Here is a 12,715-nt window from a genome sequence, read left to right on the forward strand (position 1 = left end):
TTACACCAGTCGGGTCGTGTGCCAGGCCGCCTTGTCGGTGACCGTGTGATAGGGCGGGCGCTGCAGGGCATAGGCCATGGTCATGGCATCGAGCATCGACCACAGAATGTCGAGCTTAAACTGCAGGATCTCCAGCATCCGGTTCTGTTTTTCAGCGCTGTCGCAGTAGGCCTTCGCCAGCGCCAGGCCATGCTCAACGTCGCGATTGGCCTGGCTCAGACGACTGCGGAAGTAAAAGTAGCCTTCCTCTTTGATCCATGGATAATGCTGCGGCCAGCTGTCGAGGCGCGACTGATGGATCTGCGGGGCGAACAGCTCGGTCAGGGAGCTGCAGGCCGCCTCCTGCCAGCAGGCGCGACGAGCGAAATTAAGATAGGCATCCACCGCGAAGCGCACGCCGGGCAGCACGTGACGCTCGCTGAGCAGATCGTCGCGGCTCAAACCGACCGCTTCCCCCAGCCGCAGCCAGGCTTCAATCCCGCCGTCCTCGCCGTGGCTGCCGTCGTGGTCGAGGATCCGCTGCACCCATTTGCGCCGGGTCTGCGCATCCGGGCAGTTGGCCATAATTGCCGCGTCTTTCAGCGGAATAGTGGTCTGGTAATAAAACCGGTTCGCCACCCAGCCCTGAATTTGCTCGCGGGTCGCGTCGCCGTTATGCATGGCGATGTGGTAAGGGTGGTGAATATGGTAGAAGGCGCCTTTAGCCCGCAGAGCCTCTTCAAAGGCCTGCGGCGACAGCGTGTCAGTGATCAGCATGCGGTATCCTGAAGGGTGATTGCCATCCCGTCCCAGCTCACTTCGATCCCCTGTTGCGTTAGCGCCTGGCGCTGGGGAGACTGCTCGTTAAGGATCGGGTTGGTGTTATTAATATGAATGAGAATTTTGCGTTTTGCCGGCAGAGAGGCCAGCAGGGCCATCATCCCGTGCTCGTCGCCGAGCGCCAGGTGGCCCATATCGCGCCCGGTATTGCGCCCGACGCCGGCGGCCTGCAGCTCGTCATCCTGCCAGACGGTGCCATCGATCAGCAGACAGTCCGCTTTTTGCAGCCACGGCAGAAGGGTTTCATCAGGCTCACCCAGCCCCGGGGCATAGAACAGCGTCTGCCCGTTGCGGCGGTTTTCGATAAACAGCGCCACGTTATGACCCGGCAGCGGCCGGTCGCGATACGGCGAATAGGGCGGCGCGTTGCTGGCGATAGGCACCGCGGTAAACTGCAAATCAGAACAGGCGTCAACGGTAAAAGGCTGCTGCGGAGCGATGGGATGATGCACCAGGCCGCCGTTCCAGTGCTGCAGCATGGTAAACACCGGGAAGCCGGTGGAGAGATCCTCATGAACCTCCGGGGTGCACCAGACCTGATGTGGGCAGCCTTCCCGCAGGCTCAGCAACCCGGTGGTGTGGTCGATCTGGCTGTCGGTGAGAATAATGCCGCCGATATGCGTTCCGCGCAGTACGCCGGCTTTATTTAACTCGGGGGTATGGGCAATCTGCTGGCTGATATCCGGCGAGGCGTTGCACAGCACCCACTCTTTACCGTTGTCGCTGACGATAATTGACGACTGGGTGCGGGGGACAGCCTGAATGGTGCCATCGCGCAGACCCTGACAGTTGGCGCAGTTGCAGTTCCATTGCGGGAAACCGCCGCCGGCGGCGGAACCGAGGACTTTAATGAACATGAAGACGGACCGGGTAATGAATGAAGGTGCCCGCGCGAACGGCGGGCGGGGCGATTAACGGTTAGAAATGTACAGCGTCACTTCCAGACCGAGACGTAAATCGATAAAAGCAGGTTTCTTCCACATGTTTTGTTCCTCTTAAAAATGACTACAGGCCTCACGGATAATGGTGGATCTGTGACGGCTGCCGCATATTGCGCTTCACCGGGAGAGAGATCAACCCGGAATCTGTAAGGAATTAACTTTATGTTTACAATATAACCTATTGTTGCCAAACATTTTTTAATACCCGTAGCCAGTTCCCCCACAGCAGCTTATCCAGCACCAATTGATCATAGCCGCTAGCGCGCAACGTATTGATAAGCCGCGGTAAGCCGGCCACATCGCCCAGCTCGTCCGGCAGGGTGATGCCGTCAAAATCCGAGCCAAGGGCCACATGATCCTCACCCATTATGTTAATAAGATAGTCGATATGCCGGACAATGGTGGTTAAGGGCGTGTCGCTATCGCGCCGGCCGTCGGCGCGCAGGAAAGCATTGCCGAAATTGACGCCCACCACGCCGCCGCTGTCGCGGATCGCCCGCAGTTGCTGGTCGGTCAGATTGCGCGGCTGCGGGCACAGGGCGTGGGCATTGGAGTGGGTGGCCACCAGCGGTGACGTTGCGTGATGGGCGGTATCCCAGAACGCTTTTTCATTCATATGAGACACGTCAATCTGCATCTTCAAGGCATTGACCTGCTTAATCAGATCGATACCTGCCGCTGTCAGTCCAGGCCCAGTGTCCGGGCTACCGGGAAACGAACCGTTAACGCCGCTGCCGAAGCGGTTCGCAATATTCCAGAACGGACCAATGCTGCGGACTCCGGCGGCATAAAAGGCCTGCAGGTCGCGGCCCTCGCCATCAAAACCTCCGGCACCCTCAATATGCGCCACCATCGCCAGTACCTTATCCTCGCGGCAGCGCTCGATATCCGCCGCGCTCAGACACAATCTCAAGCGTCCAGCGGAGTGGGCGATAAGTTGCTTCAGGATGGCCAGTTGCTGCCAGAGGATATCGATCGGATCCCATCGTTGGCTGGCGTATTGCGGCGTCATACGGGCAATATATTCCTGCGGTGGCACGAATAGCGCGAATAGCCCGCCGGCAAATCCGCCTTGCAGCATGCGCGGATAGTCGAGATGGCCGTTCTCTATCCCGGCAAAGAAGGCGCTCACCGGATCCTCGCGATGGTGAAGCCAGAGATTCAGCAGCAGGTCATTGTGACCATCAAAAATCGCCATAGCGGGTTCCTGCGTTCTTAAGTGGTGAAAAATGCCTGCCACGGTAACGGATTTATCTCCCGGGGCAAGCATAAATTCACATGCCCGCAACAATTGCCAACCTCGACTTTGTATCACACTGTATCTCGCGGCGCAGCGCTGACATTAAGAGATAAAAATGGCCCCGGTCGGGCACATGGCGGATACAAATTTCCGCTTTACTGGTCACGTACTCTCTTGATGACGATAAAAGGTGAGAAAACGATGAACAGATTATCCCTGATCCGCTATACCAGCGCCGTGGCGCTGGGGTTATCCACCCTGTGGTCCGCCGCCGTTTGCGCCGCTGAAGACGCGGGGGCGTTCGACAAGATCCAGCAGATCCGCGCCGGCGACCTGAATATTGGCTACGTGGATATCGGCCCGCGCGACGGCCAGCCGGTGATCCTGCTGCACGGCTGGCCCTACGATATTCAGAGCTATGCCCAGGTGGCGCCGGCTCTAGCGCAGAAGGGTTACCGGGTGGTCGTGCCGTATCTGCGTGGCTACGGCACGACCCGTTTCCTCTCCGCCAGCACGCCGCGTAACGGTCAGCCGTCGGCGATGGCGGCCGATATTGTCCATCTGATGGACGCCCTTAACATCAGGCAGGCGGATCTGGCCGGTTTTGACTGGGGCGCGCGCACGGCGGATATCGTCGCCGCGCTGTGGCCGCAGCGGGTGAAATCCCTGGTCTCGGTGAGCGGGTATCTGATCAGCAGTCAGCAGATTGGCGAAAAACCGCTGCCGCCGCAGGCTGAGCTATCGTGGTGGTATCAATTCTATTTTGCCACCCCGCGTGGGGAGGCCGGTTACCGGCAAAACACCCACGACTTTGCAAAATTTATCTGGCATCAGGCGTCGCCGCAGTGGCAATTCAGCGACGCGACCTTTGCCAAAACCGCCCGGGCGTTGGATAACCCGGACCATGTGGCGATCACCATCAGCAACTACCGCTGGCGCCTGGGGCTGGAGAAAGGGGAAGCGAAGTATGCCGGCTATGAACAACGGCTGGCGGCGCTACCGTCGATAACCGTGCCCACCATCACCCTGGAAGGGGCTAATAACGGCGCGCCGCATCCGGCTCCCGCCAGCTACCGTGCCAAATTTACCGGTAAATATGAGCACCGGGATCTGCCGGGAGCGGTGGGCCATAACCCGCCGCAGGAGGATCCGACGGCGTTTGTGCAGGCGGTGGTGGACGCCGATCGTTTGTAACCCGCGCCTTGCCGGAGGCGCGACGTTGCGCTTCCGGCAACACGGCTTATGCTTGTGAAGAGTTTATTTTGCCGCAGGAGCAGCCTTTGGAGCGTATTGACCACATCCTGGTCGTCGACGACGACCGCGACATCCGGGAACTGATTGTCGACTATCTGGAAAAATCGGGATATCGCGCCAGCGGCGCGGCGAACGGCAAAGCCATGTGGTCGGTACTCAAAAACCATCAAATTGACCTGATTGTGCTGGATATTATGATGCCGGGCGAGGATGGCTTAACGCTCTGTCGCCAGCTGCGCGCTAACCCGCAGCAGGATATCCCGGTGCTGATGCTCACCGCCCGCACCGATGACAGCGACCGGATCCTCGGCCTGGAAATGGGGGCTGACGATTATCTGATTAAGCCCTTTGTGGCCCGCGAACTGCTGGCGCGCATCAAAGCCATTTTACGCCGCACCCGGGCGCTGCCGCCCAACCTGCAGATCACCGAGGCGGGCAGGCTGATCGCCTTTGGCGACTGGCTGCTCGACACTGCCGCTCGCCATTTGCTGGACGACAGCGGGGCGATTGTCGCCCTCAGCGGGGCGGAGTATCGGCTGCTGCGGGTGTTTCTCGACCACCCACAGCGGGTGCTGAACCGCGATCAGCTACTCAATCTGACCCAGGGACGCGACGCGGAACTGTTTGAGCGGTCAATTGACCTGCTGGTGAGCCGACTGCGCCAGCGGCTACGGGAGGATGCCCGCGAGCCGGCCTACATTAAAACGGTGCGCAGCGAAGGCTATGTGCTGTCGGTGCCGGTCTCCATTCGCGAGAGGCATGAATGAGGTTCTGGCCCGCCTCGCTGCAGTCGAGGCTGATGGCGCTGCTGTTTCTGGCGCTGCTGCTGGCGAATACCTTAACCCTGTCGCTGCTGTTTTATGAGCGTATGAGCAGCGCTCGCAGCGTGATGCTCGGGAATCTGGCTTCCGATGTCGCCACCAGCGTGGCGATCCTTGACCGCCTGCCGGCCGCTGAGCGCCCACAATGGCTGCCGAAGCTGGCGCGCGGCAATTATCGCTATCTGCTGGACGCCGGGGAGCGCGGCGATTACCCGGCCAGCTGGCGCGCCCGGGACGCGGCCCGCTCCCTGCAGGAGGCGCTGAGCGCGCAGTATCCGGTAAGTATTGTGGCGATCCCCGGCCCGCGGCAGCATATTCAGGCCCATATTACCCTTCACGACGGCGCGCCGTTGACCCTCGACCTGTGGCCGAAACTACCGGCCATCGCCCGCTGGCTGCCGGTGGTGCTGATCGCTCAGTTTGTCCTCCTGCTGGCCTGCGCCTGGTACGCGGTTCGCCAGGTATTGCTGCCCATCTCCCGCTTTACCCACGCGGTAAATGCCCTGGAGCCGGCCAGCGACACGGCGGGAACTATGGCCGAGCAGGGGCCGGAGGAGGTGCGTCGCGCCGCCCGCGCGTTTAACGCGATGCAGGCGCGCATCCACGATCATCTGCAGGAGCGAGCGCGGATCCTTGCCGCCATCTCCCACGATCTGCAAACCCCGATAACCCGAATGAAGCTGCGGGTGGAGATGGCCGACCAGCCGGAACTGCGCGATAAGCTACTGCAGGATCTCGACAATATGACCCGTCTGGTGCGGGAGGGCATCGCCTTCGCCCGCACCTCGCAGCCGCTGGAGGAGGCGCGACAGCGGCTGAATCTCGATGCGTTTCTCGACACTATCGTCTGCGATTATGCCGATGTCGGCCGGCCGGTCCAGTTTTGTCCCGAAGAGACCGCCGGGGTGGTGTGGGTCCCGCCGCAGGCTCTGCGCCGGGTGATGACCAATCTTATCGATAACGCCTTGAAATTCGGTACGACGGCCACGGTAACCCTGACCCGTGACGCCGTGGGGGATATCACCCTTCATGTGCTGGATGAGGGGCCGGGGATCCCGGAGGCGTCGCTGCAGGAGGTGCTACAGCCGTTTTATCGCCTGGAGGACTCGCGCAATCGCGATACCGGCGGCACCGGCCTGGGGCTGGCGATCGCCGCGCAACTGGTCAGCCAGATGGACGGCGCGCTGCGCCTGGCCAACCGCCCGCAGGGCGGCCTGGACGCCAGCGTTCGCCTTGCCGCGGCGGGATTGTATCCTGATGTATCTTCGGGGAAAACGGATAACTAAGCCGACAATTCTCCCCCTTTCCCGACACATTCGCCTTACATGGCCTTGCTGTAATGTCGTGGCTGCCACTCTCGGCAGCGACGGCATAATGAGGAGAAGGCGATGTCGATATTAATTGCATTTTTGGGCGGGATGTTAACTCTGCTGAGCCCCTGTACGCTGCCGGTGATCCCGCTGCTGTTCGCCAGCGTCCGGGGCCGCCGGGGGCAGCTGGCGATCATGCTGGCAGGAATGGCGCTGATGTTCGGCGCTGTCTCCTGGCTGGTGACGGTCGCCAGCGGCTGGGTGGTGAATCTGACCCTCGCAGGCCGCGGTCTGGCGCTGGCGTTCTTCGCCCTGGTCGGGTTGAGTCTGCTTTCGCAACGCGTCGCGCAACGGCTGACCTCACCCCTGGTAGCGTTGGGGAATCAGCTTAACGATGCCAGTTCACGCCAGCGCGGTTGGATCGGTTCTCTGCTGGCCGGGCTGGCGGTGGGCCTGCTGTGGGCGCCGTGCGCCGGGCCGGTATTGGGGGCGATACTTAGCCTGGGCTTTGTGCATCCGGGGCAGGCGACTACCGGCGGCTTGCTGCTGGCCTACGGCAGCGGCGGGGCGCTGATGTTATTCCTGCTGGGGTGGTGCGGGGCGGCGTTGATCGCCAGATTGCGTCGCGGACAGGCGTTCGGCGAACGGCTGCGCCGGTTGGCAGGGGGGGCAATGCTGGCCTCGGTGGCGCTGATCGCCAGCGGCGGCGATCGCTATCTGCAGAGCGCTGGTGGACTGAGCCAGGCGCTGGAGCAGCGGCTGGCCGCCCGTCTGCCGCAGCCGGAGCAAAAGACCAGCCTCCAGCCGATCGCCGCGCCGCAGCCCAGCAGCGCGATGCCCTCTCTGGCGGGGGGCAGCGCATGGATCAACAGCCCGGCGTTAACTCCGGAGCGTCTGAAGGGCAAAGTGGTGCTGGTGGATTTCTGGACCCGGGAGTGTATCAACTGTCAGCATACCCTGCCTTACGTGCGCGACTGGGCGAACAAATACCGCGCGGCAGGCCTTGTGGTTATTGGCGTTCATACCCCGGAATATCCCTGGGAGCGTTCGTTGCCCCTGCTGCGCCAGGCGGTGAAGGACTGGCGGATAACCTACCCGGTGGTGGCGGATAATGAGTACGCCATCTGGAACGCCTTCGGCAATCAGTACTGGCCGGCGCATTACATTTTCGACGCTCGCGGGCAGCTGCGTTATACCGCCTTCGGCGAAGGGGATTATGCCCGCCAGGAGCAGGTGATCCAGCAGCTGCTGCAGGAGAGCAAAGCCTGACCCGCGGCGCAGGCGTCTGGCGGACGGATCCCTCCAGCCCTTATACCTGATGCCGGGCGGCGCTGCGCTTGCCCGGACTACATGAGCGCGCAGGGAGAATGTAGGCCCGGTAAGGCGCAGCCGCCACCGGGCATTGACGCGGGAGAGGCGCAGAATGCCCATTGTAGGTGACTGCCGGACGGTTCCGTTCATCTCTTGTGCCTGTTGCCGGGCGGCGCTGCGCTTGCCCGGCCTACATGAGCGCGCAGGGAGAATGTAGGCCCGGTAAGGCGTAGCCGCCACCGGGCATTGAAGCGGGAACGGCGCTGGATGTCCATTGCCGGTGGCTGCCGGACGGAACCCTCCAGCCCTTATAGCTGATGCCGGGCGGTGCTGCGCTTGCCCGGCCTACATCAGCGCGCAGGTAGAATGTAGGCCCGGTAAGGCGCAGCCGCCACCGGGCATTGAAGCGGGAACGGCGCTGGATGCCCATTGTCGGTGGCTGCCGAACGGTTCCCTTCATCCCTTATACCTGATGCCGGGCGGCGCTGCGCTTGCCCGGCCTACATGAGCGCGCAGGGAGAATGTAGGCCCGGTAAGGCGCAGCCGCCACCGGGCATTGAAGCGGGAGAGGCGCAGAATGCCCATTGTCGGTGGCTGCCGGGCGGTTCCCTTCATCCCTTGTGCCTGTTGCCGGGCGGCGCTGCGCTTGCCCGGCCTACATCGTTACGGAACCGCGTGTAGGCCCGGTAAGGCGCAGCCGCCACCGGGCATTGAAGCGGGAATGGCGCTGGGCTGCGCTACGCTTGCACGGGAGACAGAATGTGGAGTGGGGTAACAGATGCTGCCGAACGGTTCCCTCTCCCTTCAGGGAGAGGGATAGGGTGAGGATGAATGGAAATGGCGTGACACTGTCACCTGTCGAGCCATCCCTGCAGGGCCTCGGTCATCAGTTCGCCGAGCAGCGCCACGGCGGCGGAATGGTGTTCCTCACGCGGGGTTTGTCGCAGGCTGACGGCCAGACTTCCTGGCGCTGGCAGCAGTCCTCCTGCAGGGAGCAGGTTGCCTGGCATGCCGATGCGGGTGCGTATCGTCAGGCCCAGCCCGGCCTGCACCGCCGCCCAAATGCCGCTCAGGCTGTGGCTGACGAACACCACCTGCCAGGGGATCCCCGCGGCATCGAGACAGGCAATGGCGCGGGAGCGCATCAGGCACGGGCTGTCGAACATCACCAGCGGCAGCGGCTCGCCGGAGACCAGCAGAGCGCGAATGTCCAGGTCAGGATGCGCAATCCACGCCAGCGGGCAGAGGCCCAGCCCGGGACCCTGATCTTCGGTTTGCCACAGCAGCGCCAGATCCAGCGCCTCTTCCGCCAGCGCCTGGCGCAGCGGACCATTGCGATCCACCCTGGCGACTATCCGCACCTGCGGATGATGCCGTTTAAATTGCCCGAGGATCTCCGGCATCAGCGATTCGCCAAAATCTTCCTGCATACCAAGGTGGATCTCGCCGGTGAGCCGCTCACCCTGCAGCGCGCGCAGGGTTTCATCATTGAGCGCCAGCAGGCGTCTGGCGTAGCTCATCAGCTTTTCGCCTTCCGCGGTGAGCACCAGATGGCGCCCCTGTTTGGTCACCAGCGCCGCACCGCACTGACTCTCCAGCTTTTTAAGCTGGGCGCTGACCGCGGAGGTGGAACGCGACAGGCGCAGCGCTGCCTGGGCGAAACTGCCGCACTCCATGCCGGTCACAAAGCTGCGCAGGGCGTCGAGATCCAGCCCTGGTAAGCGTTTCTCCATCATCATCCCCATTTTCAGGACGTTTATCCTGAACGTTGTTATTTTCGAGATAGTACTGTGGCATCGCGAGAGGCAGGGGTCAACGGGCCCTGCGAAGAGAGCATTAGCGGTGCGGAAAGAAATAAAAAAAGCCGATAAGGACATTATCGGCTTATTGCAGGCAAGGCTGACAGCGGGGCGGCAGGCGCCGCCTCGCTAAGGCAGGTTATTGCGCCAGCAGTTCCTGAGCGGTGCGCTCCACCAGGTTCAGCAGAACCTTCACGTCATCCAGCGTCACCACCGGGTTCAGCAGGGTCAGCTTCAGGCAGGTAACGCCGTTGTGCTCGGTTACGCCGACGTTAGCGCGGCCGGAGGCCAGCAGGGCGTCGCCGACGCGCTGGTTGAGCAGCGCGATAACCGCCGCGTCGCTTCCAGCCATCTGCGCCGGACGGGAACGGAACAGCACGCTCGCCAGCTGCGGCTGCATCACCAGCTCCAGCGTCGGCTGCGACTTCACGTACTCCGCCACGTTTTTCGCCATCGTGACGCCGTGATCGATGATCGCCGCATACTGTTTCTGGCCCAGCGCTTCCAGACCCATCCACAGCTTCAGCGCATCAAAGCGACGGGTGGTCTGCAGCGACTTAGACACCAGGTTCGGTACGCCGTGTTCTTCATCGAACTCGGAGTTCAGATAGGCCGCCTGATAACGCATCAGCTCGTAATGGCGCGCGTCCTTCAGCAGGAATGCGCCGCAGCTGATGGTCTGGAAGAACTGCTTATGGAAGTCCAGGGTAACGGAATCCACCAGCTCCAGACCGTCAAGGTAGTCGCGATACTGCTCAGACAGCAGCAGGGCGCCGCCCCAGGCTGCGTCAACGTGCAGCCAGATCTGATGTTCCGCAGCGATACCGGCGATGTCGCGCAGCGGGTCGATAGCGCCTGCGTCGGTGGTGCCGGCGGTGGCGACGATCGCCATGATCTGCTCGCCGTTAGCCTGCGCTTGCGCAATCTTCGCCTGCAGGTCGGACACGTCCATCCGCGCGAATTCGTCGGTTTTCACCAGCGTTACCGAGCGGTAGCCGAGGCCCATCAGCGCCATGTTCTTCTGCACCGAGAAGTGGGCGTTTTCCGAGCACAAGACTTTGTACTTGCGGATATCCCCCGGCAGCCCATCCTGCTGGATGGAGTGGCCCTGACGGGCGAAGAAGGCGTCGCGCGCCAGCATCAGGCCCATCAGGTTGCTCTGGGTGCCGCCGCTGGTGAAGACGCCGGCGTCGCCCGCCGGAAAACCGACCCGGGCGCGCAGCCATTCGATCAGCTTCATCTCGATAATGGTTGCCGACGGGCTCTGATCCCAGGAGTCCATGCTCTGGTTGGTGGCGTTAATCAGCACTTCCGCCGCCTGGCTAATCACCAGGCTCGGGCAGTGCAGGTGCGCCACGCACTGCGGGTGATGCACCGACAGGCTGTCTTTCAGGAAGTACTCGATCGCACGATCAATCGCCGCCTGGTTACCCAAACCCTGTTCGTTAAATTCAAGGGAGATACGCTCACGCAGCTCGTCAACGCTTTTCCCCTGATACATCTCAGGTTGCTTCAGCCACTGCACAACGGCCTGGCTGGTCTGCTCGATAACCTGCTGATAGGCTTCAACGCTCTGCGCTGAACCAGCAAGAATCGGATTCAATGTGGACATGGCGGTCACTTACTCCACTCAGACCGGTTTTACGCCGGCGGCCAGCAGGGCCTGTTCAAATTTGTCGAGGAACACGTCCAGCTCCGCGTCGCTGATCAGCAGGGACGGCAGCAGGCGCAGCACGCAGCCGTGACGACCGCCACGCTCGAGGATCAGGCCCGCTTCGAAGCATTTCTTCTGCAGCAGGGCAGAGAGTTCGCCGTCAGCCGGGTAGCAGCCCATGTGATCCTGCGCTTCGTTCGGCTTGACGATTTCGATACCGATCATCAGACCGAGACCGCGAACGTGGCCAATCACCGGGTAGCGTTTCTGCAGCTCGGCCAGTTTACCTTTCAGCCACTCGCCCTGGGCGGCGACTTTGTCGGCGATCTTGTTGTCGCGCAGATGACGCAGGGTGGTCAGGCCGGTGGCCATCGCCAGCTGGTTGCCGCGGAAGGTGCCGGTGTGGTGACCCGGTTCCCAGGCGTCGAACTGCTTTTTAATGCCCAGCACCGCCAGTGGCAGCCCGCCGCCAACCGCTTTCGACATCACGATGATGTCCGGCTGAATACCGGCGTGCTCGAAGGCGAAGAATTTACCGGTACGGGCAAAGCCGGCCTGCACTTCATCGACGATCAGCAGAATGCCGTGCTCTTCGGTCACTTTGCGGATGCGCTGCAGCCACTCGACCGGCGCCGGGTTGACACCGCCTTCGCCCTGAACGGCTTCAAGGATCACCGCCGCCGGTTTACGGACGCCGCTCTCCACGTCGTTGATCAGGTTTTCGAAGTAGTAGGTCAGGGCTTTCACGCCGGCTTCGCCGCCGATGCCTAGCGGGCAACGATACAGGTGCGGGTAAGGCATGAACTGGACTTCCGGCATCATGCCGTTAACCGCCGCTTTCGGCGACAGGTTGCCGGTGACGGACAGCGCGCCGTGGGTCATCCCGTGATAGCCGCCGGAGAAGCTGATCACCGCGGTACGACCGGTGTATTTTTTCGCCAGCTTCAGCGCGGCTTCCACGGCGTCAGCGCCGGACGGGCCGGTGAACTGCAGGCAATATTCTCTCCCTTCGCCCGGCAGGCAAGAGAGCAGGTATTCGGAGAAGCGATCTTTTAACGGGGTGGTAAGATCGAGAGTATGTAACGGCAAGCCGCTGGTAATGACACTTTGGATGCTCTGCAATACATCAGGGTGGTTGTGGCCCAGAGCGAGAGTACCGGCGCCCGCGAGGCAGTCCAGGTACTGTTTGTTATCCGCATCCGTCAGCCACACGCCTTCGGCTTTAGTGATAGCCAGCGGCAGCTTACGCGGGTAACTCCTGACATTCGATTCGAATTCGGCCTGACGGGCCAAAAAGGTTTCGTTGTTTGCGTCTAATAAATCGGCACGTAAAGTATCAATACGGACTTTATCCGTCATCATATCACTCCCACAACCAGCATTGCGGTTGAACGCTGGTTGAATAATTGGTGTAAGAAATTGAATTGGCATTCATAAAGCGCGCACAATATATGGCTTTTTAAATCCGCATTCAACGTTTTATTGATTGCGCTATTTTGACGTTATTCTTACCAGGGGCAAAATTAACGTAACTCACTGAATTATAATAGAACAACGCTCTGTCAC

Annotated in this window: 11 protein-coding genes; 4 read left to right on the plus strand and 7 right to left on the minus strand. The window is 61.4% G+C overall.

Features of this window, described 5'->3' with window-relative positions; translation table 11 throughout:
- From pqqC to IB144_RS12700, 4 genes are all read right to left on the minus strand, one after another.
- Positions 1–756, minus strand: coding sequence for a pyrroloquinoline-quinone synthase PqqC (gene pqqC / locus IB144_RS12685; RefSeq protein WP_004143685.1), 756 nt, complete (start codon positions 754–756; stop codon positions 1–3).
- Entirely contained in the window at positions 750–1,676 is a 927-nt protein-coding gene (gene pqqB / locus IB144_RS12690; RefSeq protein ID WP_023158303.1) for a pyrroloquinoline quinone biosynthesis protein PqqB, read from the minus strand. The genes pqqC and pqqB overlap by 7 nt, the downstream gene beginning before the upstream one ends.
- Positions 1,677–1,730: 54 nt before the next feature.
- Positions 1,731–1,802, minus strand: coding sequence for a pyrroloquinoline quinone precursor peptide PqqA (gene pqqA, locus IB144_RS12695; RefSeq protein ID WP_002905689.1), 72 nt, complete (start codon positions 1,800–1,802; stop codon positions 1,731–1,733).
- A gap of 136 nt (positions 1,803–1,938) precedes the next feature.
- On the minus strand, positions 1,939–2,958 hold the full coding sequence (locus IB144_RS12700) for a dipeptidase (protein ID WP_065888676.1): 1,020 nt from the start codon (positions 2,956–2,958) through the stop codon (positions 1,939–1,941).
- A 243-nt stretch (positions 2,959–3,201) separates the two neighbouring features.
- Here IB144_RS12700 and IB144_RS12705 point away from each other — a divergent pair, with 243 nt between their 5' ends.
- The 4 genes from IB144_RS12705 to IB144_RS12720 all read left to right on the plus strand — a co-directional run bounded on the left by IB144_RS12705 (position 3,202) and on the right by IB144_RS12720 (position 7,654).
- Positions 3,202–4,194 (plus strand): alpha/beta hydrolase, encoded by a 993-nt coding sequence (locus IB144_RS12705; RefSeq protein WP_065888677.1) that lies wholly within the window; start codon positions 3,202–3,204, stop codon positions 4,192–4,194.
- Between the two features lie 86 nt (positions 4,195–4,280).
- Positions 4,281–5,021, plus strand: a complete 741-nt coding sequence (locus IB144_RS12710) for a response regulator (RefSeq protein ID WP_004180014.1) — start codon at positions 4,281–4,283, stop codon at positions 5,019–5,021.
- Positions 5,018–6,361, plus strand: coding sequence for an ATP-binding protein (locus IB144_RS12715; RefSeq protein ID WP_064145008.1), 1,344 nt, complete (start codon positions 5,018–5,020; stop codon positions 6,359–6,361). Before IB144_RS12710 ends, IB144_RS12715 begins: the two co-directional genes overlap by 4 nt.
- A 102-nt stretch (positions 6,362–6,463) precedes the next feature.
- Positions 6,464–7,654: a cytochrome c biogenesis protein/redoxin gene (locus tag IB144_RS12720; protein WP_004184155.1), complete on the plus strand. Its 1,191-nt coding sequence runs from the start codon at positions 6,464–6,466 to the stop codon at positions 7,652–7,654.
- Positions 7,655–8,547: 893 nt separating this feature from the next.
- Here IB144_RS12720 and IB144_RS12725 read toward each other — a convergent pair.
- From IB144_RS12725 to IB144_RS12735, 3 genes are all read right to left on the minus strand, one after another.
- Positions 8,548–9,441: a LysR substrate-binding domain-containing protein gene (locus tag IB144_RS12725; RefSeq protein WP_065807415.1), complete on the minus strand. Its 894-nt coding sequence runs from the start codon at positions 9,439–9,441 to the stop codon at positions 8,548–8,550.
- 193 nt (positions 9,442–9,634) lie between these two features.
- Entirely contained in the window at positions 9,635–11,116 is a 1,482-nt protein-coding gene (locus IB144_RS12730; protein WP_072198257.1) for an aspartate aminotransferase family protein, read from the minus strand.
- 9 nt (positions 11,117–11,125) lie between these two features.
- Positions 11,126–12,511, minus strand: a complete 1,386-nt coding sequence (locus IB144_RS12735) for a diaminobutyrate--2-oxoglutarate transaminase (RefSeq protein WP_072198258.1) — start codon at positions 12,509–12,511, stop codon at positions 11,126–11,128.
- Between the last annotated feature and the right edge of the window lie 204 nt (positions 12,512–12,715).

Origin of the sequence: Klebsiella sp. K4 (assembly GCF_014596785.2) — a bacterium.
In the GTDB taxonomy this organism is placed as follows: domain Bacteria; phylum Pseudomonadota; class Gammaproteobacteria; order Enterobacterales; family Enterobacteriaceae; genus Klebsiella; species Klebsiella pneumoniae.